Below are 20,117 nucleotides of genomic sequence, written 5' to 3' on the forward strand. Positions count from 1 at the left end.
GGAACGAAGCGGTAATGCCGGAGCGCGAAGTGGTCGTTGAACCACCGGTTACCCGGTGGTGGGCGCGGTCGGCGAGGCACCGGGGACCCGTCCGACCGCCAGGACGTTGCCCTCGCAGAGGTAGCCGTCCGGGTCGTTGAGCGGGTGGTCGTCGGCGTCCGGGTCGAGGTAGCGGCGCCACTGCGCGCTCAGACCGAGTTCCAGGGCCTTGGGCGCGAACTGGGCGCAGGCCGCCGGGTAGAACTCCCGTGCCGCGGCGCTCAGCGGCGCGTGGTGTTCGATCAGGACGGTGTGCTGGCGCACGTCCACGAGCCCCGCGCGGCGCAGGTGCCGGTACAGGTCACGGGAACGCAGCAGTTGGCGTGCGTAACCGGGGACTTCGGCGGCGGCGCGGAAGTAGTCGGTGAACAGGAACGGGTCACCCGGCCGCGCGGTGATCAGGTGCGCGTCCAGGTCCTTGACCGCGACGACCCCGCCGGGCCGGACCACGCGGGCGAACTCGGCCAGCGCCGTCGCCAGGTCACCGTCGTCCAGGTACTGCGTGGTGTTCGCGCACCACACGGCATCGAACGTGTCGTCGTCGTACGGCAGCGCCAGCACGCTGCCCTGCCGCACCTCCACCGGGTAGGACGCGGCGACCGCGGTCACGTGCTCCTCCGCGAGGTCCACCGCGGACACCTCGCCGTCCGGGCCGACCGCGGACACCAGGTGCGGCAGGAAGTTCCCGGCGCCGCAGCCCGCGTCGAGCACGTGCCAACCGGGCCGCAAACCACTGCGCGCCAACAGGTCCAGGTAGACCGGCTCGCACGCCCGGAAGTGCGCGTCGACGATCGTGCGGTGGGTGAACGCCAGACCCGTGGACGAGGCGAGGTTCATGATTCGGAGGCTCCGATCTCTTCCACGAGGTCGCACAACGCCCGGCTGACGGCGGCGGGTGCCTCCAGCGGTGTCAGGTGCCCGGCGCCCTCGACGGTGACCAGGCGCCCGCGCGGCAGCACGTCCGCGACGTACCGGGACTCCTCGGGCGACGTGAGCTCGTCTTCCGCGCCGGCGATCACCACGGCGGGAACGGCGGTTGCGCTCAAGGTCGCGGTGGAGTCCTCGCGTGCCGCGATCGCGCGCTGCGCCCACGCCAACGCCGTCGGGTCGGCGCTGTGCGCGGACGCCCGGACCGCGGCCACCACGTCGGGCCGGTTCCCGCGCGTGGTCGCGCCCACCAGGTGGGGCACGGTGAGCTCGACGGTCGCCGAGCGCGTCGCCTCGTTCGCGACCAGTTCCGCGAACCGCAGGCGTTGCGCGCGTGCCTGCGGTGTGTCGGCGGTGGCGCGGGCGGACAGCAACGCCAGCCCCGCGACCCGGCAGGGGTGGCGGCGCAGGAACGCCATCGCCACGTAGCCGCCCATGGACGACCCGGCCAGGACCGCGCGCTCGACCCGCCGCTCGTCGAGCAGGCGGGCGAGGTCGTCGGCCACCACGTCGAGCGTGGGCGGCGCGTCACCGAGCGGTGCGGAGCCGAAACCGCGTTGGTCGAACGCGACGACCGGGTGCCCGCGCTCGCGCAGGGCCCGACTCTGCGCCGACCACATCGAGGAGTCGAGCGCGAGCGCGTGCAGCAGCACGACGGGCAGCCGGGCCGCGGTCACCGCGCCACGCTCGATTCCGCGTCGGCGACGAAGGCCGCCGCCTGCGGCCGCAGCGCCTTGTCCCGCGGGAACGCCAGCCGCACGGGCGCGGCCGGGAGGTCGCGCACCGGCACCACCCGCACCCGGGGCGGCAGCACGGCGTCCAGCGACTGGAACGACAGGTGGACCGCCTTGGTGGTGGCGAGGATGGACACCATGGCCTCGATCGTCGTCATCGGGTGGACCCGGCGGATCGGCACGCCGGCGGGGGTTCGCGGCGGCACCACCTCGTCCCACACGTCCGGCGGGAAGGTGCCCGGGCGGGCGAAGGCGTCGTAGTCGGCGACGTCCTCCACCGACACGCTGTCCAGTGCCGCCAACGGGTGATCCGCGCCGACGAACACCGCCCGGCCGTCGAACATGAGCGGCCGGCTGTAGGCGATGTCCGGCTCGCGCGGCGAGTACTTGATCAGCATCAGGTCGAACGTGCCGTCGCGGAGCAGGCGGAACGGGTCGGTGACGTCGTACTGGCCGAACTCGAAGTCGCCCGGGTCGTGGCCCGCCGCGACCATGAGGTGCTCGGCCAGGTGTCGTGAGCCGTGCACGCCGACCACGGCGGCACGCTGGTCGGGTCGAGCCACTTACGCCTCCTCCGTCAACGCGGCGTACGCCTGGAGTTCGTGCGGGCGGTGGGTGTCGGCGTCGACGCGCAGCGCGGCCAACGGCGCCGCCAGCCCGGTCAGCCGGGGCACCGCCCGCAAGGTGAGCCGGTCGCCCGGCCCGATCAGCCCGTCCATGACCGACTCGACCAGCAGGTGGTTGACCTGCACCAACGTGCGGGCGACGGTGACGTTCGCGGTCGCCACGTACAGGTCCCGGTGGACGGGCGGGCGTGCCGCGTCGCCGGGTACCTCCACGGTGACCGGCGACCAGGCACCCAGCTCCCGACCGCCGCGGAACGTCTTGAGCAGCCTGCGCAACGTCGCCGTGCCCGCGTCCGGGGCGGGACCCAGCCACGCCGCCGAACCGTCGGCCGCGACGTGGTCGAACGCGAACCGGCCGCGGAGGTTGTCCGGCCTGCCGGACAGGTGGACGGTCCTGGTGAACGACCGCCGCCACGGCGCGCGGCGCTCCACCGGCACGGACAGCGCGAACCGGCACGTCTCGCGCACCCAGTCCGGCAGCGAGAACCGCCCGATCACGGTGACCACGACGGTCTCGCCGCGCGGGACCAGTTCACGCAGTGCCTGCGGTGTCGAGGAGTCGACGTGCGCGGACAGCTCCGGGTGCGTGTCGCGCAGGCGTGCGGCGGCGACCGAGCGCAGTAGTTCTGGGGTGAGCGTCATAGGAACACCTCGGTGAGCAGTTCCCCGGCCGGTGCTCGCCGGCCGAGCAAGGAGGACGTGAGCCGGTACGGGTCGACGTGCGTGTGGTCGCGGCGGTGCCGGGCCAGCTCACCGGCCAGGTCGGGAGCCGGTTCGTCGGGCGCGTCGCGGTGACCGGCCGTGGTGCGGGCCAGCAGACGTTCGGCCCGGTCGAGGCACCGGTGCAGCAGGTCGTGCCGCCAGGACTCCTGCCGCCCCGGCCCGAGCACCGCGATGAAGTACAGCCGCAGGCCGAGGCGGCGTGCCCGCGGCTCGTGCGTGTCGCGGATCGACCGCAGGATCGTGCCCACGGTGTGGTCGTGCCAGCCGCCGTGCCGCGCGGAGGTGATCTTCCCGTCGATCGGCACGCGGCCGAGCGGCACCCGGTGCACCACCGTGCCGTCGTCGGCCAGCACCCGTTGCAGCAGCTGGTAGTCCGGGTCCAGGTCGCTGTCGTACAGCAGCACGACCTCGTCGTGGCGCGTCGCCAGCGGCAGCAGGTCGCGCAACGCGCACGCCAGGTAGTTCGGCCGGCCGTCGGGTGAGACGATCTGCCGCAGCGGCAGGCCGAACCGGGTGGCGTCGAGGAACACCGGGCCGCCGACATCGCGTTGATCGAGGCCGAGACCCCGCTCGACCAGCGCCGCGACCATCTCCTCCAGGCCCAGCTCGGGCGGCTGGTGCGCGAGCAGGCCGGGCTCGTGCAGCCCGAGGTCCGCGTAGTGGTCCAGCCACCGCCGCAGCACCCGCTCGCTCGCGGGGTGCACCCAGCCCGCCTCCGCGCTCTCGGCGTAGGGCCGCAGTGCCGCGGCGGTCGGGGTGCCGCCCTCGGCGCGGAAGCGAACGTACAACTCACCGATGTCCTCTTCGGACATCCCGCTGTAGTCGACGTCACCGCGGGTGCGGTCGAGGTACTCCCAGAAGCCCAGCGTCTGCTCGGTCAGGTGGTAGGCGGTGTGGCTGTACCGGTAGGTCACGTCGGCCAGCCGCGCCGTGGCCCGGAACATCACGTCCGTCCACAGCAGACCTTTGAGGTGGCTCGGGGTCAACGGCTTGGCCGGGGTGACCGTGACCGGTGCCAGCAGCACCTTCCGGCGGTGCGACGCCGTCATGCCGCCTCCGCGGCGCCGAGGGCCCACAGCAGCTCCGCCCGGGTCGGCGGCCGGGTGCCGGCGGGGGAGTCCGGGGCGGACCGCACCCGGTCGCGGAAGCCCGGGTCGTCGAAGACCTCCTCGGGCGGGGCGAGGCTCATCAGCATCCGGGTCAACCCGCGCCACACGCTCCGGTCGGTGGCCGCGGCACGGGCGACGGCCGCGAGCGCGGGCCGCCCGGCCGGTGGTGGCGGTACCCGTGGTGCCGTCCCCTCGACCGCGGCACGCCACACCTCGCGCCGTGCCGCGCCGTCGTGGACCGACTGCGTGAACCACGGGCGGTACAGGCCCTCGGCCGCGCTCCTGACCCGTTCGGGGTCCGCGTCGGTGTCGAGCAGCTCGGCGAGCAGGAACGCGTGCCGCAGCGCCAGCGACAGGCCGCGCCCGTAGAGCGGGTCGGTCACGCAGGCGGCGTCACCCACCGGGAACAGCCCACCCACCGGCCGACCGCCCGGTGCGAGCGTGCCGCGCAGCGCGTTCGGCGGTGTCGCCATCACCCGGACCGGCGTCAGCGGAGTCGCGACCTCCTCGGCCGCCCACGCCGCCACGTGCGGTGTCAGCCGGGCCGCGGTGGTGAACGCCTCGGGTCGGCGCAGGACGGCCGTGGCGCGGTCGTCGGACGGCGTGCCGACCGTGATCGCGAAGACGCCGTCGTCAGCCAGGTGCACGATCGCCGCGCAGTGGTCCCAGATGCCGCCCGCCGCGTTGCCCCGGTTGAGCGGACCGGGCAGTGCTCCCGGCTCGTGCAGCCGGTAGAAGCGGGTGAAGCACCGGATCCCGGTCGGACTGGTCACGTCCTCGGGGACCGCCACACCGGCGTCGGCGAGCCAGGACCGCGACAGCGCCTTGCGGCCGGTGGCGTCCACCACGAACCGCGCCGGCACGCGCTCGCCCCGGTCGGTCACCACCGCCGACACCCGACTGCCCGCCGGGTCCGGGATCACCCCGCGGACCGTCGTGCCCCAGCTGATCGTGACCCCGGGCAGGGCCTCGACGGCACGCCGGAGCACCAGGTCCAGCACCGGACGGCGCACGGCGAGCGCCACCAGTTCGTCCTCGGCCGGGTCGGGAGTGCCCGGTGGTGCCGCCGTGGCCAGGTCGAGCAGCACCGCGCCTTCCTCCAGCGCCGCGTCGAGCACATCGGGCGCGTGGTCGCGCAGCACCCGCACACCCAGCGACGTCAGGACGTGCGAGTGACCGCTCTGCGGCACGGTCGGCCGGCTCCACCACTCGACGGCCTCGGCGGCCGGACCGCGCGGTGGCGGCGCGGCGCGTTCGAGGACCCGCACCGGGCAGCCGCGCCGGGCGAGCGCCAACGCGGTGGCCAGACCCGCGGTGCTGCCACCGACGACGACCGCGGGCGTGCTCACCGCCGGTACCCGTCGATGAAGAACACCCGGCGCACGTCCCGCACCTCGCGGGCCGGGACGGGGTCGGGCCAGCGGCCGAAGTCCGCGCCCGGCTCACCGGGCTGCCGCGCCACCACGTCGAACCCGTGCTCGGCGAACAACGCCTCCGGCTCGTCGCTGCCGAACAGCCACGGGCAGCCCCAGCCCGCGAACACCTCCAGCAGGCCGCGCATGTTCGGCAGGGTCAGCGCGGCGGCGTTGACCAGGTCGGCGGCGATGCGGCTGCCCGGCGCGGTGATCGCGGCGACCCGCGCCAGCACGCGGCGCGCGTCGGACTCCGGGATGTAGTAGAGCAGGCCTTCGAGCAGCCACGTGGACGGCCGGGACGGGTCGTAGCCCGCGGCGACCAGGTCGTCCTCCCAGTCCGGCGCGGTCAGGTCGACGGCGACGGTGCGGTGGTCGACGTTCGGCGTGACGCCCGCCAGCCGCGCCGCCTTGAAGTCGAGCACGGCGGGCCGGTCGACCTCGAAGTAGCGGACCCGGTCGGGCCACGACATCCGGTAGGCCCGCGAGTCCATGCCCGCCGGTGCCAGCACGACCTGCGTCGTGCCCTCGTTCTCGGCGGCGTCGCGCAGCAGGTCGTCGAAGAACCGCGTGCGGATGGCGTTGTAGTCCGGTGTGCTGGGCAACGTGCGCTGCCGGTCGACCGGGAACGTCGCGGCCCGCACCTCGGCCAGCAGTTCCGGCCCGAGGTCGCCGGCGAGCCGTTCGGCGTACGGGTCCTGGTAGAGCCGGTCCGGGCGGCGGGTCTCGGCCGCGCGCAGGGCGGCGGTCAGCAGCGCCGTGCGCTCCACCGAGTTCAACAGGTCGGACATGTCCGCTCCCTCGTCAGGCGCTGGTCGGGCCGGTCAGGCGCCGCCAGCGGTCGTCGTCCTGCCAGAACAGGCGGTCCTTCACCTGGGTCGGGCGGACGCCGTCGGCCACCGTCGCGTGCCAGTCGCGGAGGAAGGCGTCCGGCCCGAGCAGCCGCACGGCGGGTGCGGACAGGCGCTGCTCCGCCCGTGCCGCCCGGTAACCGGCGGACTCCCTGGCCAGGGCCGCGTCGAGCGCGTCGGCGAACCGCCCGACCTCGCCCTCCAGCCACGGGCCGACCGGCGCCACCGCGAACAGGTACCCCGGCGTCGCGCGGTCCCGGTCCACCCGGCACGCCACGTTGCGCAGCCCGAGACCCCCGCTCGCCAGCGCCGCGGCCACCGCCCGCACGACCTGCGACTCGCGCAGCCGCTCACCGGCCACGTCGGACCGCGTGGCACGGCCCGCGTACGCCACCCGCGGCGTACCGCCGACCACGTCCACGACCCGCACCACGTCGCCGACGGCGTACCGGTACAGGCCACCGACGTGGCTGAAGATCGCGTGGTACTCCCGGCCCGGCTCCAGTTCGTGCGGCAGCAGGGTGTCCACGTCCGGCACGAGGTCGGTCTCGGCGGGCACGAACTCGTACAGCGCGGCCGAGGCGACCAGGCCGCCCGCGGCGCCGTGCCGGTCCAGCGGCACCGCCACCGGCCCTTCCGACGCGGCCACCGGCGCGGGCAGCGCCGCCACGCCGACGCCGAACTCCTCGCGCAACGCGGGCAGGTACAGCGAGGCGATCCCGGTCGTCCAGCCGAACAGGGCCCGCATCCGGGGCCACACGTGAGCCGGCCGCACGGCGCCGAAGTAGTCGGCCAGCCGCTCCAGCTCGGCGGCGCGCCCGGGATCCGGGTCGAGGAGCGCGACACCGCCGAGCGTGCCGTCGCGCACCTCCTTGACGATCCGCTCCCACCACAGGTTCAGCTGGTAGGGCACCGCCGCGAACATCGCCGGGTTGATGCCGATCACGGCGCGCACGTCGTGTTGCACGGCCAGCCGCAGCCGCAGGTAGGTCTTCTCCAGGTGGTCGTCCGGCGCGACGTCGACCGGCAGGGTGGACCAGGGCGCCGCGGTGCCGAGCTCCGCCGAGAGGGGCTCGCCGAACGTCGTGCCGAAGTCGACCTGGCTGGCGCCGACGTGCGGGTAGCCGCCCGCCGTGACGGGTGGCGCGGACAGCGGGTCGTGCTTGAGGTTGAGCACCGCGTCCGGCCGGTGCGCCACGTCGGGGAAGCTCTCGATCAGCGGCGCCCAGGCCGCGTAGTAGAACGGGAAGAAGGTGGTGCGCATGAACCGCCGGGTGACCGGGATCTTCTTGTGCGCGCCGGTGCTGCCGCTGCTGGTGAAGTACACGACCGGCGGGTCGGCGGACAGCACGCCGGTCTCACCGGCCGCCATGCGGTCGATCATCGGCGCGATGGCCGCGTAGTCCTGGACCGGCACGGTCCGCCGGTAGGCGTCGACGTCGCCGATGCGGTCGAACCCGTGCCGCCGCCCGAACTCGGTGCCCGCGTTGAACTCCAGGAAGTCGGCGAGCACCGCGCGCTGCCTGGCGGCCAGGTGGTCGAGGTCCGCGGCCAGCCGGTCGCGCTCGGCGAGCACCCGGGCGCGGTACCGGTCGGCGTGCCCCGGCGAGGCCCAGCTCTCTTCACCCGTCACCGGTCGAGCACCTCGGCCACCGCCGCCGCGGTCCGCGCCACGTCCGGTTGTTCGGCGATCACGGTCACCGGCAGGTGACCCACCTCCTCCAGCATCAACTTCCTGAGCCCCTTCTGGTAGCGCTCGAACCCCGGCCAACCCGGGTGGTCGCCGAAGTACTCGAGCGGGTTCAACCGCGTGCCGTGCCCCGACCGCCGCCACGCCGTTTCCGGTGACACGTCGAGGAAGATCACGCCGCCGGGCTGCGGGAAAGACCTCCACCACTCGTACAGCGGGTGTTCGTCGATTCCGGCGAGGCGGCACTTCGCGAGGATCTTGTAGTAGTAGGAATCCACCAACAACGGCGTGTCACCGGCCCGCAGGACCTCGTCGCGCAGGTGCACGACGGCGGTTTGCAGGAGGCTCGCCAGGAATTCCGCGGAATACGCGTCGCCGAGCCCCGGCAACACGTCGCGCACGACGTGCCGCCGGAGCCGGCCGATCAGCGCGTGCCCGGCGCCGACGAACTCGTCATCCGTGGACACCGCCCGCCAACGGGGCAGGATCGCCCGCAATTCCGCCAGGGCGGAGGACTTGCCCGCGCCGTCCGGGCCGAGCAGCACGTGGAACATGGCTCAAATCCCCGCGGGAAACCGCGAGTCGATTCGCGCCTACCCGCGCACCCGGTCGAGGACTTGTTCCGCCGCCCGGAACCCGCTTTCGAGCGCGCCTTCGACGAACCCGCCCCACGAGGTGGAGAGCCCTTCGTTGGCGAACGCCATGCGCCCGTGCGGCTGCTGGATCCCGGGCAGGTGCGCGAACAGCTGGCCGGGACGCCGGTAGGCCCAGCCGCCCAGGGAGAACTCGTCGCGCCCCCAGTCCACCGCCCGGACGTCGAGCACCTCGATCGGCCCGAACAGGCGCAGGGCCTCCTGCAGCTGAGCCCGGTCGTGGACGTTGAAGGTGGCGTCCTGGCTGAAGCCGATCATCAGCTGGTCGCCGTCGTCCAGCTGGTGGTAGGTGAACAGCGAGTTGACCGGGTAGCCCTCGGCCGTGCTGGCGGAGAGGGAGCCGATGTCGCCGCGGGTGCGCAGCCAGAACTTCGCGCTGTACGGGACGTTGAGCTGCCGTGCGGCCGCATCGACGTGCACCGCGGGCAGCCCGGGGTAGAAGTCGATCTTCTGCCAGATGTTCGGCGGCACGGCCACGACCACCGTCTTCGCCGAGAAGACCCGCCCGCCGCGGGTGGTGACCCGCACGTGGTCACCGGCGTCGACCACCCTGGTGACCGGGGTGCTGAGCCGGACCTCGGCGCGCGCGTCGTCCAGCATCCTCTGCAGGAAGTTGCCGACGCCGCCCGCGGGCGCCTGCCCGATGAACGTGTTCCACCCGGCCGCGTCGTGCCCGGCCGCGGCCCACCACTGCGCCATCGGGGTGAACGCGCCGCGGGTGCTGTCACCGCCCGCGTAGGTCGACGTGACGTTGCTCAGCCAGAGCTTGTCCTGCTCGGACACGGGCAGCTGGTCCAGGCGGTCGCGCAGGGTCAGCTGGTCGAGCCGGCGGATCACCTCACCGGCGGCCAGCGGCCGGTACGGGTCCGGGTAGTAGTCCCGGGTGCCTTCGAAGAACACCCCGAGCAGGTGGTCGAAGTGGGCGAACGCCGTGTGCGGGTCGAACCGCGCGACGCCGTCGACCGTGGGCATCAGCACCTTTTCCGGGAATACGCCCTCCGGGACGAGGTCGATCCCGTAACGGCGCAGTTCCGCGGTCACCAGCGGCTGGTGCGGCGAGAACCACGAGGCGCCGAGGTCGATCGTCTTGCCGGCGAAGGTCTGGCTGAACGCCTTGCCGCCCACGCGCGGGCGCGCCTCCAGCACGAGCACCCGCAGGCCCGCGGCGCGCAGTTCACGCGCCGCCGCGACCCCGGCGAAGCCGGCGCCCACCACGATCGCGTCATAACCGCGTGATTCCGTCGAATCATCACCGTGCGCTTGCGGTGAAGAGGCCAGCACGCCGGCGGCGACCCCGCCGACCACGCCGCTGAGAAAGCCGCGACGCGACAACTCCATGTGCACTCCTCGGTATGAGAGTCGACGTCCGGGCGGTCAGACCGGTTGGTGGCTGACGACATTCCCGATCTCGGATTTCGTGACGTCCTCGACAGTCATATCCCAGGGCTGCGGCAAGGGGTTCTGCGGTCGGTAATGGGATGGTAATTCACGCGTCCGGACGAATCACGTCCTCCACGCGTGCGCCGACCGTCACCGGCGTGGCGGGTGCGGTCACCCGGTGGTCACCGTGGGATCGGCGGCCGGGTGACCGGCGACGTGATCGGCGGCAACGAGAGCGATGGCCGGGTGGTCGGCGGCGACGAGCGCGGCCACCTCCGCGAACGTCATCCGCCGACCTCGTTCGAGCGCGGCACGGCACGCGTCCTCGCCGAGCGCCTCGCGGCACCGGGCGGAGATCCGCTCGACGTCGCCCGCCTCGCCGGCCGGCAGCGCGGCACCCGCCTTCTCCCGTGCCTCGGCCGCCGCACCGAGCAGGTGCGCGGCCAGTTCGTGCTGCCCGGTCAGGGTCTTCGCGCCGGCCAGCCCTTCCAGGCTCAACGCCACCGCGCGCGGGTCACCGCTGGAGGTGGCCGCCCGGAAACCGCGCAGGTGCAGGTCGAGCGCCGAGTCGACGTCGCCGCGCTGCTCGGCCACGAACCCCAGCTCGGCCAGGATCAGCGAGGAACCCGGCTCGGACTCGTCCTGGCGGTGCCAGTCGAACACCTGCCGCAGGTAGGCCTCGGCGGCGTCCAGGCGCCCCTCCCGGCGGGCCGCGAGGCCGAGGCCGATGGTCGCGTGGATCTCCCCGGTGCGGTTGGAGTGCTCGACGGACAGCCGCAGCGCCTTCTCGTGGTACTGGCGCGCGGCGGCGTGGTCACCGGACAGCATCGCGATGTTGCCCAGGCCGGTGAGCTGCTCACCCGCCTCCAGCCACAGGCCCATCTCCTCCGCCATCCGCAGCCCGTCCTGGTACAGGCGGTTGGCCTTGTCGTAGTCGCCGACGATCTCGGCCAGCGCGCCTAGCGGTGCCAGCGTCTGCAACCGCCCCCACTGGTCGCCCAGCCTGCGGAACAACGCCTCGCCGCGCTCACCGTCGCGCTGCAGGCCCGCGAGGTCGCCCCGGATCAGGCGCTGGATCGCCCGGGTGCTCAACGCCGCCGCGACACCCCAGTCGTCGCCGAGGTCGCGGAACGAGGTCAGCACCCGCTCGATCAGCTCCTCGCTCGCCGCCAGCTCACCCGCGCCGCTCAGGGCGAAACCGAGGAACCACAGGCTCCGCGCGCGTTCGGCCGGGTCCGCGATCCGCTCCGCGGCCCGCAGCGCCCGGCAGTGGTGCTCCAGCGGGGCCGGGTAGTCGCCGGTGAGCAGCGCGACCCCGACCTGCCAGGCCGTCGCCGTCGCCCGCGCCTGCTCGGGACCGCCGTCGAGCCCGAGCGCCAGGTCGAGCGCACGCCGCGCCTCGCCGAGGCGACCGCGCAGGAACCAGTACCAGACCGCCGAGTTGACCAGCCGCAACGCCAGTTCGGCGTCCCCGTCCTGCACCGCGCCGTCCAGCGCGGTGCGCAGGTTCGAGCTCTCCGCGTCGAGCCGGCGCAGCCACTCCCGCTGGGGGTGGCCCCGGAGCAGGGCGGTGGCCGGCGCGACCAGGTCGGCGTAGTACCGGTTGTGCCGCCGCCGCACCTCGTCCCGCTCGCCCGCCTCCTGCAGGCGTTCCAGGCAGTACGCGGCCACGGACTCCAGCAGCCGGTAGCGGCTGCCGCCCGCGTCCTCGATCATCATCACCAGCGACCGGTCGACCAGGCGGCCGAGGTGGTTCGCGACCTCCTCCACCGGCACGTCCGGCCCCGCGCACACCGACTCCACGGCCTTGAGCGTGCAGCCGTCGGCGTGCACGGCGATGCGGCGCAGCACCGCGCGCTCCGGCCCGGGCAGCAGGTCCCAGCTCCAGTCGATCATCGCGCGCAGCGTCTGCTGCCTGGGCACGGGACTGCGGTTGCCCGAGTTCAGCAGGCGGAAGCGGTCGTCGAGCCGCGCCACGACGTCGTGCACGCCGATCGACCGCACCCTGGTCGCCGCGAGCTCCAGGGCGAGCGGGATCCCGTCGAGCCGGTTGCACAGCACCGCGATCGCCTTCGCGTTGTCCCGGTCGAGGGTGAAACCCGGTAACGCGGCCCGGGCGCGGGCCATGAACAACCGCACGGAACCGACTTGTTCCAGCTCCGCCGGCTCCTGCACCGCGGAGGTGTCCGGCAGGTCGAGCGGCGGGACCACCAGGCTCACCTCACCGGGCAGCCCGATCGCTTCCTGGCTCGTGGCGAGCACCCGGATGTGCGGCGCGGTCTGGAGCAGGACGCCGACGACCGCGGCGACCGCCTGGACGAGGTGTTCGCAGTTGTCCAGCACGAGCAGCAGCCGCTTGCCCCGCAGCGCCGCCGCCAGCCGCGTCGCCGGGGTGACCGGCCTGCCGGTGACCGGCACACCCGCCACCGCGTGGTCCCGGATGTCCAGGGTGGCCGCGATGAGCCCGGCGACCTCGGCCATCGCCGCGTCCGGGTCGTCCGGCGGGTCCAGGGCGGCCAGCTCCACCAGCCAGGTGCCGTCGGGGAACTGCCGGTTGAGCTGCGTCGCGGTGGCCAGCGCGAGCCTGGTCTTGCCGACGCCGCCGGTGCCGGTGAGGGTGACGAGCCTGGCCTGCCCGACCAGCTCGCACACCTCGTCCATCGCCTGCTCGCGGCCGATCAGGTCGGTCAGGGGCACCGGCAGGTTGTTCGGCGGCACGGCCTGCGCGGCGTCGAGCGCGGGCGCCTGTTCGAGGATCGCCTGGTGCAGCGCGGTCAGGTCGGCGCCCGGGTCGATGCCGAACTCGTCGGCCAGCAGCCGGCGCAGGTCGTCGTAGCCGGCCAGGGCCTCGTGCTGGCGGCCCGCCCGGTACAGGGCGCGCATCTGCGTCGCCCGCAGCCGCTCGCGCGTCGGGTACCGGTCCACGAGCACGGCCAGCTCGCTGACCAGCAGGTCGTGCTCGCCCAGCTCCAGGCGTGCCTCGACCTGGTCCTCGATGGCGACCACGTGCTGCTCGTGCAGGCGGGCGAGCGTCGGCTGGACGAACCCGTCGTCGGCGAACTCCGCCAACGGTTGCCCGCGCCACAGGGCCAGCGCGTCACCGGCGAGCGCGACCCGCTTGCCGGGGTGCACGGCCTCGTGCGCCCGCGTGGCCAGCGCGGTGAACTGGTCGGCGTCGATGTCGCAGGCGTCGGAGCGCAACATGTACCCGGGCGGCTGGGACACCACCAGGTCACCCGCTCCCGGCTCGGCGTCCTCGATCGTCCGGCGCAGGCGCCACACCTTGTTCTGCAGCGCCGCGGCCGGGTCGCGCGGCAGCCGTCGGTCCCACAGCGCTTCGACCAGTTCGTCGGTGGAGACCGGGCGGCCGCGGTTCACCAGCAACACCGCGAGCAGCTTGCGCACCTTCACCTCGGGCACCGCGACCTCACGGCCACCGGTGTCCCAAACCGCCAGTGGGCCGAGAATGCCGAAACGCATACCGGTGACGTTATCGCACGCCAATCGGTGTCGCGCCGTCGTTCGGGAGTGGACCGGTGGCCGCACGAGAGCCGGGCGAGACCCGAGCAAGAGCGCTACCAGTAAGACTGCTGCCGAAGCGCGGTCGAACGCTGGGCAGGTGGCACGAGAGCTGCGGGTTCGCGATCGCGCACGGGATCACGACGCGGCGGGGGCACGACGCGCCGGTTCGCGTCACAGGATCGAACGACAGGGGAAGTGGAAGACTCCATGAGTGAAACCGTCTCGGGGGGTACGGCGGTCCGTGCCGGCGCCAAGGAGTGGCTGGGGCTGGCCGTGCTCGCCCTGCCGACGCTGGTGCTCGCGGTGGACGTCACCGTGCTGTTCCTCGCCCTCCCGCACATCGGTGCGGACCTCCAGCCCAGCAGCGCGCAGACGCTCTGGATCATGGACAGCTACGCGTTCCTCGTCGCCGGCTTCCTCATCACCATGGGCACGTTGGGCGACCGGATCGGCCGGCGCAAGCTGCTGATGATCGGCGCGCTCGCGTTCGGTGCCGCGTCCATCATCGCCGCCTACGCGCCGAGCGCGGAACTGCTGATCGCGGCCCGTGCGCTGCTCGGCGTCGCCGGTGCCACCCTGATGCCGTCGACGCTCGCCCTGATCAGCAACATGTTCCGCGACGAGAAGCAGCTCGGGCTCGCCATCGGCATCTGGACCAGCGTGTTCTCCGCCGGGCTCGCGCTCGGCCCGCTGGTCGGCGGCCTGCTGCTGGAGTGGTTCTGGTGGGGCTCGGTGTTCCTGCTCGGCGCCGTGGTCATGGTGGTCCTGCTCATCGTCGGACCGATGCTGCTGCCCGAGTACAAGGACGCCGAGGCCGGGCGCCTGGACCTGGTCAGCGTCGTCCTGTCGTTGGCCACGATCATCCCGGTGATCTACGGGATCAAGGACATGGCCACCAACGGCGTGGACCTGGTGCCGGTCGCGGTGCTGGTCGTCGGCGTGGTGTTCGGCGTGGTGTTCGTGCTGCGGCAGCGCGGGATGGCCGACCCGATGCTCGACCTGAAGCTGTTCCGCAACCGGTCGTTCACCGTCGCGCTGAGCGTGATGCTGCTCAGCCTGGTGGCGACCGGTGGCGTGTACCTGATCATCGCGCAGTACCTGCAGCTGGTCGAAGGGCTGACGCCGCTGCGGGCGGGCCTGGCGCTGCTGCCGGCCGCGATCGTCATGGTGATCTCGTCGGTGCTGGCGCCGGGGCTCGCACAGCGCTTCGGTCCCGGCCTGGTCATCGGTGTCGGCCAGCTGATCGCGGCGGTCGGCTACGTGCTGGTGTCGCTGGTGGAACCCGCGGGCGGGCTCGGTTTCGTGGTGGTCGGCCTGGCGGTGCTCTACTTCGGCGGTGGCCCGATGATGGCGCTCGGCACGGGCATCATCGTCGGCTCCGCGCCGCCGGAGAAGGCCGGTTCCGCGGCGTCGGTGTCCGAGACGGGCACCGAGTTGGGCGTCGCGCTCGGCGTCGCGGTCCTCGGCAGCGTCGGTGCGGCGGTTTACCAGGGCCGGATGGACGACGTGAACCCGGCGGGCGTGCCCGCGGAGGCGTTGACCGACGCGCAGGACTCGCTGGACAAGGCGACCGCCGCGGCGGCGGGTCTGCCTGAGCAACTGGGCAACGCGGTGCTGGAGCCCGCCAAGGAAGCGCTGACCGGTTCGCTGACCGTGGTCGCCGGCATCGGCGCGGCCATGGTGGCGATCCTGGGTGTGCTGATCATGGTCACGCTCCGCAAGAACCGCGATGCCCCCGAGTCGGACGCGAACGCGGACCCGCAGCCCGCGGACGCGTCCTCGCTGGACGCCACGCCCGGCGTACCGGAACCCGGCCGGGCCGGCTGATCCGGGCAGGCGTCCAGCATTCGGCCCCGTGCGAACCCCCCCAGGCGCACGGGGCCGAACCCTTTCCGGGGTCAGCGGTGGACGGTCGGCTCCGGCTGGGGAACGGGTTCCGCCGTGCGGCGCGTGCGCGGCTTGGACCACCGGTGCGTGATGGGCCGCTCGACCCACGCGTACAGGGCCCACGAAGCGAGCACGCTGACACCGAGCATCACCACGAGCAGCGCGGTGCCGACCGGCGCGGAGAACAGCTGGTCGCCCAGCAGCTTCCGGCCGAACGCGAGGACGATGTAGTGCAGCAGGTAGAAGGCGAAGGAGATCTCGCCCAACCACACCATCGTCCGGCCCGACAGGACCGTGTTCCGCTCACGCACGTCCGACTGCGCCGCCGCCACGATCAGCAGCACGATCGGGATGGTGAACACCGCCCGGTGCGCGTACAGGTGCGGGACCATCAGCGAGACCGCGTAGGACGCGGCCAGCAGCAGCCCCGCCGGGACCAGGCCGACGCGGGGGAACCGCCCGGCCTTCACCGCCCGCGCGACCAGGATGCCGAGCGCGAAGTCGAGCAACCGCGACGGCGGCAGCAGGTAGACGAACCAGTACTGCACCGTGGAGGTGTCCTCGGCACCGGGCAGCGGGATGCCCGCCGCCGGGACGAAGGTGTAGGCGAAGAGCGGTACCGCGATGACGCACGCGACCGTGCCGGCGATCCAGGCCATGAGCCGTTCCGGCGCGATCCGCTTGGCGCCGAACAGCAGCACCGGGAACAGCAGGTAGAAGAACGCCTCGACGCCGAGCGACCAGCTGGGCGGGTCGACGCTGAAGTGCGTCATGAAGTTGGGCGACCAGACGTGCAGCATGAAGAGGTTGGCGATCGCGCGCCACACCGGCGTGTACGTGCCGGCGAACAGCAGCAGCGCGAGCAGCCACGCCACGACGTAGTTCGGGTAGATCTTGACGAACCGGCGGCGCCAGAACGCGGCCGGCGTGTCCCGCTCACGGGCGGACCACGCCAGGACGAACCCGCTGAGCACGAAGAAGAACGACACCCCGAGGGCGCCGGTGTGCGCCGCGGCCGACGCGAACGCGGTCGCCGCGGAGTCGTCGAAGATGCGGACCTCGGGGTCCATCATGGCGGCGTGGAAGACGAACACGAGCAGTGCCGCGGGAAAGCGTAAGCCGGTGAGCGAGGGCAGGCGGCTGTGGTGTGTGCCGATGTCGGACATGTCTGACTCTTCCTTGGGCAGGCCCGTCAGGGCGCGGTCTCGATGTGGTCGGGGGCGTTCCGGCAGGGCCGCCCGTCGCGGTCCGGCACCACGGCTGGAGGTCCGATCGGGGACGGCGCGGCGGCCGGTTTGGACACGGAACGTCACGACTGCCGGGCGTACGTGTGAACTCGACGGTGGTTGCGGAGCATCCGGGTCCCCCTTCCGGATGATGTGTGTGACTGTGCAGTAGCGCGCTCATCGGGGGGTAACTCGTCGTCCACTGGGTGCCGGTCCGGGCTACGCCGGTCCGGGAACGCTCCCTTGTGGATCGTCGGTCCGGTGCGGTGCCATGAAAAGGCCGTGGGAAACGTCACCGAAGCCGTCGCGGTGAGGTCGACGTGATCTGCGCGATCCCGTAGTGTCGTCCCTCACTCCGGTGCTCGCGGCGGGTGATTGCCCGCCCGGTCGAGCGGAGCGGGACCGTTCGTCCGGCGAACGCGAGGTGAAATGCCGATCGCGAGTGTCGCCGAGAGCGGTCCGAGAGCGGGTCAAGAGTCGACCGAGATCCGCCCCTGAAAGGCTGGACACAAATGTCCAACGCGGTGAACTGGGGTGCCGTGAATGTGGATCGAGCATTCTACTCGGTCGTCGGACGCCGCTCAACAATGATCATCCATTTGTCGTAGAGCGCGGCGTCTCCAGTACCGGCAGCACCGGGAGGTGGTGCCGAAGATGTACGTTTTGTCCGTTGGGGCAATCGTGGTACGTTGACGCCATGGGGTAGGAATAAGACTGTCATGCGTTTTCTCTGTGCATTTGGCATGCATATTGGGGGGAGAATTGCATTTTCGCATACTGGGTCCGCTGGAAGTCGTCGACGGCGATCGTCAGATTGTTCTCGGAGGCATTCGTCAGCGGGCCACACTGGGATTCCTACTACTCCAACCGAATAGGGTCGTGGCCACCAGCCAGCTGATGCGGGCGCTGTGGAGGTCGGAGAACCTGCCCTCGTCGGCGCGCAAGATCCTCCAGAACGCGGTGTGGGCGCTGCGGCACGGCGTGCTGGACGAATCGTCCGGTTCGGACAGGTCGGCGGCCCTGCTCACGCAGAAGCCGGGCTACCTGCTGCGGGTCGACCCGGACCAGGTGGACCTGCACCGGTTCACCTCGGAAGTGGACAGAGGGCGCTCGCTGCTCGCGTCCGGCTCGCCCGAGGAAGCCGCGGCCGTGCTGGGCGAGGCGTTGGCGCTGTGGCGTGGTCCCGCGCTCGCCGACCTGGTCGAGATCGGCGTCAACTGGCCGGAGTTGACCGCCGTGCAGAACGCGCGCCTGGACGCCACGGAGGACTACTTCGAGGCCGAGCTCGCCTGCGGCAGGCACCAGGCCGTGCTGTGCGACCTGGAGACGCTGGTCGAGGCGGAACCGCTGCGGGAACGGCTGTGCGGTCAGCTCATGCTGGCGCTGTACCGCAGCGGCAGGCAGGCGGACGCGCTGCACGCCTACGCCAGGGCCAGGGCGGTGATGGTGGACCAGTTCGGCCTCGAACCGGGCAGCGCGTTGCAGAAGCTGCAGCACGAGATCCTCAACCACGACCCGGCGTTGGCGGCGCCGACCGCACCGAGACCCGTCGTCGCGGCACTGCGCCCGGCGGACCTCCGGCTGGCCGAGACGGTGGACCTGGGCTGCGTCCCGGACCTGGCGCCGCCCGCCGAGCGGGAACCGGTGCTGCCGGTGGTGCCCCGCCAGCGGTCGGTCACCGCGGACCGCCGCCACGTCAGCGTGCTGCTGGTGCGCGCCGTGCTCGACCCGGACGGCGACGACCTGGAACCGACCGAAGTGGACCGTGCGCTGGTGACCGCCACCGCGGCCATCCGCGAGGAGGCCGCCGCGTTCGACGGCAAGGTGGCCGCCTCGATCGGGTCGCTCTCGCTGGTCGTGTTCGGTGTGCCGGAACGCCGTGAGGACGACGCCACCAGCGCGGTGCGGGCCGCGCTGCGCATCCGGGAGCGGCTCGGTGCGGCGACCGGTCACGGCAGGCGGCTCACCCTCCAGCTCGCGGTGGCCACCGGCAACGCGGTGGTGCGCTACGAGCCCGGCCGGGACGACAGCGTCCGCACGGTGACGGGCGGGCTGCTGGAGGAGTGCGAGTACCTGCTGTTCGACACGCCGGCGGGTGGCATCCGGGTGTGCGACGAGACCCACCGCGCCGCCGCGTCGGCCATCGCGTTCGGTCGCGCCAACGACGAGCGCGGCTGGCTGGTCACCGGCGAGTGGCCGGACCGGGCGACGGTGCCCGCCGAGGCCCCGGTCGCCCGCGAGCGCGAGCTGCAGACGCTCTACGGCCTGCTGGAGTGGGTCCGGCACCGGGCGGAGCCGCGCCTGGTGACGGTGCTGGGCGAAGCGGGCGTCGGCAAGACGCGGCTGATCACGGAGTTCCGGCGGAGGTTCACCGCCCAGCCGGAGCTGGTCCGGTTCCTGGTGGCGCGCACACCGCCGTTGGCCAGGGACTCGGTGGCCGCGGTGCAGGCGAGCCTGCTGTCGTCCTACTGCGGTATCCGGCGCGACGACAGCACGGCGGTCGCGCAGGCGAAACTGGGGAAGACCGTCTCCCGGCTGGCAATGGCGGGCGAGGAACGCGAGTGGCTGCTCGCGGAGCTCGGCCTGCTGCTCGACCGGGAATCGGGTCCGGTGTGCGGTCCGGGGACGCGGGCCGCGTGGCGGCGGCTGCTGGAGGCGGTCGCGACCCGCCGTCCACTCGTGCTGGTCATCGACGACCTGCACCTCGGCGAGGACGCGTTGCTGGACTTCGTCGAGGAACTGGCCGACCCGTCCTGGTCGGTGCCGCTGCTGGTGCTGGTCACCGCACGACCGGAGCTGCCGCAGCGGCGCCCGGCCTGGGGCGGCGGTGAGCGGCACGGCGTGACGATCACGCTGGACCTGCTGTCCGACGGCACCATCGACCACCTGCTCGACTCCCTGCTGGCCAACATGGACGGTCAGTTCCGGGACATCGTGGACGGGTTGTTCAGCGCGCTGCCCGCCACGCTCCGGGAGGAGCCGACGGTGCGCCGCAGGTACGTGCGGTGGCTGCTGGCGTCGGGCTGCACGGCGGGTGACTCCGGCGAGTCCGGCGAGTCCTGCGAGGACGAGGCGGCCCTCGGGTACGACGGGTCGGCGTCGTCGGCGTCGTCGGTGTCGACCGGCGGTTGACGGTCGTGGGGCGGCCCGCCCGTGCCACCGGGTCTCGGGTGGGCCGCCCACATTACCCCCGGGCGGCCGCCGAGCGGTAATCGAACGTCCACCGAAAAAATATCCCCCACGCATTACCGGAGCGAGACCCCGACGGTGGTCCGGGGTGTTTGCCGCTGGGTAGCATCCGATTTGCAATCCCGACGGTCGAGCGATTCCGCGCGGCG

General features: G+C 72.7%; 14 protein-coding genes. 2 read left to right on the forward strand and 12 right to left on the reverse strand.

Annotated elements, in window-relative coordinates:
* Positions 1 to 48 precede the first annotated feature (48 nt).
* The 11 genes from A6A25_RS09340 to A6A25_RS09390 form a co-directional block, all read right to left on the reverse strand.
* On the reverse strand, positions 49 to 876 hold the full coding sequence (locus A6A25_RS09340; protein WP_073887692.1) for a class I SAM-dependent methyltransferase: 828 nt from the start codon (positions 874 to 876) through the stop codon (positions 49 to 51).
* Positions 873 to 1,643 carry an alpha/beta fold hydrolase gene (locus A6A25_RS09345; protein ID WP_083668196.1) on the reverse strand — a complete coding sequence of 257 codons (771 nt, stop codon included), beginning with the start codon at positions 1,641 to 1,643 and terminating at the stop codon, positions 873 to 875. The genes A6A25_RS09340 and A6A25_RS09345 overlap by 4 nt, the downstream gene beginning before the upstream one ends.
* Entirely contained in the window at positions 1,640 to 2,263 is a 624-nt protein-coding gene (locus tag A6A25_RS09350; protein ID WP_073887695.1) for a LysR substrate-binding domain-containing protein, read from the reverse strand. The genes A6A25_RS09345 and A6A25_RS09350 overlap by 4 nt, the downstream gene beginning before the upstream one ends.
* Positions 2,264 to 2,968: a DUF6182 family protein gene (locus A6A25_RS09355; protein WP_073887698.1), complete on the reverse strand. Its 705-nt coding sequence runs from the start codon at positions 2,966 to 2,968 to the stop codon at positions 2,264 to 2,266.
* The gene (locus tag A6A25_RS09360) at positions 2,965 to 4,098 is read right to left on the reverse strand and encodes a hypothetical protein (RefSeq protein WP_073887764.1); all 1,134 of its coding nucleotides are present in this window, start codon (positions 4,096 to 4,098) and stop codon (positions 2,965 to 2,967) included. The genes A6A25_RS09355 and A6A25_RS09360 overlap by 4 nt, the downstream gene beginning before the upstream one ends.
* On the reverse strand, positions 4,095 to 5,507 hold the full coding sequence (locus A6A25_RS09365) for an NAD(P)/FAD-dependent oxidoreductase (RefSeq protein WP_073887700.1): 1,413 nt from the start codon (positions 5,505 to 5,507) through the stop codon (positions 4,095 to 4,097). The genes A6A25_RS09360 and A6A25_RS09365 overlap by 4 nt, the downstream gene beginning before the upstream one ends.
* Positions 5,504 to 6,361 (reverse strand): class I SAM-dependent methyltransferase, encoded by an 858-nt coding sequence (locus tag A6A25_RS09370; protein WP_073887703.1) that lies wholly within the window; start codon positions 6,359 to 6,361, stop codon positions 5,504 to 5,506. Before A6A25_RS09370 ends, A6A25_RS09365 begins: the two co-directional genes overlap by 4 nt.
* Before the next feature lie 13 nt (positions 6,362 to 6,374).
* Positions 6,375 to 8,054: a GH3 family domain-containing protein gene (locus A6A25_RS09375; RefSeq protein WP_073887706.1), complete on the reverse strand. Its 1,680-nt coding sequence runs from the start codon at positions 8,052 to 8,054 to the stop codon at positions 6,375 to 6,377.
* Positions 8,051 to 8,665 (reverse strand): hypothetical protein, encoded by a 615-nt coding sequence (locus A6A25_RS09380; RefSeq protein WP_073887709.1) that lies wholly within the window; start codon positions 8,663 to 8,665, stop codon positions 8,051 to 8,053. Before A6A25_RS09380 ends, A6A25_RS09375 begins: the two co-directional genes overlap by 4 nt.
* A 39-nt stretch (positions 8,666 to 8,704) precedes the next feature.
* The gene (locus tag A6A25_RS09385; protein WP_073887712.1) at positions 8,705 to 10,102 is read right to left on the reverse strand and encodes a flavin monoamine oxidase family protein; all 1,398 of its coding nucleotides are present in this window, start codon (positions 10,100 to 10,102) and stop codon (positions 8,705 to 8,707) included.
* 213 nt (positions 10,103 to 10,315) lie between these two features.
* Complete coding sequence (locus tag A6A25_RS09390; protein WP_073887715.1) at positions 10,316 to 13,624, reverse strand: BTAD domain-containing putative transcriptional regulator; 3,309 nt, start codon at positions 13,622 to 13,624, stop codon at positions 10,316 to 10,318.
* 249 nt (positions 13,625 to 13,873) lie between these two features.
* On the opposite strand from A6A25_RS09390, the gene A6A25_RS09395 reads away from it, so the two are divergent.
* Entirely contained in the window at positions 13,874 to 15,493 is a 1,620-nt protein-coding gene (locus A6A25_RS09395; protein WP_073887765.1) for an MFS transporter, read from the forward strand.
* A 71-nt stretch (positions 15,494 to 15,564) separates the two neighbouring features.
* On the opposite strand, the gene A6A25_RS09400 is transcribed toward A6A25_RS09395, so the two are convergent.
* Positions 15,565 to 16,719: an acyltransferase family protein gene (locus tag A6A25_RS09400; protein WP_073887718.1), complete on the reverse strand. Its 1,155-nt coding sequence runs from the start codon at positions 16,717 to 16,719 to the stop codon at positions 15,565 to 15,567.
* 939 nt (positions 16,720 to 17,658) lie between these two features.
* Here A6A25_RS09400 and A6A25_RS09405 point away from each other — a divergent pair.
* The gene (locus tag A6A25_RS09405; protein ID WP_073887721.1) at positions 17,659 to 19,911 is read left to right on the forward strand and encodes a BTAD domain-containing putative transcriptional regulator; all 2,253 of its coding nucleotides are present in this window, start codon (positions 17,659 to 17,661) and stop codon (positions 19,909 to 19,911) included.
* Positions 19,912 to 20,117 lie beyond the last annotated feature (206 nt).

The sequence above is a fragment of the Saccharothrix sp. CB00851 genome (assembly GCF_001905065.1).
Taxonomy (GTDB): domain Bacteria; phylum Actinomycetota; class Actinomycetes; order Mycobacteriales; family Pseudonocardiaceae; genus Actinosynnema.

Coding starts and splice junctions, on each gene's coding strand:
- A6A25_RS09340 (WP_073887692.1), bottom strand. CDS start 876: ATGAACCTCGCCTCGTCCACGGGTCTGGCGTTCACCCACCGCACGATC.
- A6A25_RS09355 (WP_073887698.1), bottom strand. CDS start 2,968: ATGACGCTCACCCCAGAACTACTGCGCTCGGTCGCCGCCGCACGCCTG.
- A6A25_RS09360 (WP_073887764.1), bottom strand. CDS start 4,098: ATGACGGCGTCGCACCGCCGGAAGGTGCTGCTGGCACCGGTCACGGTC.
- A6A25_RS09370 (WP_073887703.1), bottom strand. CDS start 6,361: ATGTCCGACCTGTTGAACTCGGTGGAGCGCACGGCGCTGCTGACCGCC.
- A6A25_RS09380 (WP_073887709.1), bottom strand. CDS start 8,665: ATGTTCCACGTGCTGCTCGGCCCGGACGGCGCGGGCAAGTCCTCCGCC.
- A6A25_RS09385 (WP_073887712.1), bottom strand. CDS start 10,102: ATGGAGTTGTCGCGTCGCGGCTTTCTCAGCGGCGTGGTCGGCGGGGTC.
- A6A25_RS09390 (WP_073887715.1), bottom strand. CDS start 13,624: ATGCGTTTCGGCATTCTCGGCCCACTGGCGGTTTGGGACACCGGTGGC.
- A6A25_RS09395 (WP_073887765.1), top strand. CDS start 13,874: ATGAGTGAAACCGTCTCGGGGGGTACGGCGGTCCGTGCCGGCGCCAAG.
- A6A25_RS09400 (WP_073887718.1), bottom strand. CDS start 16,719: ATGTCCGACATCGGCACACACCACAGCCGCCTGCCCTCGCTCACCGGC.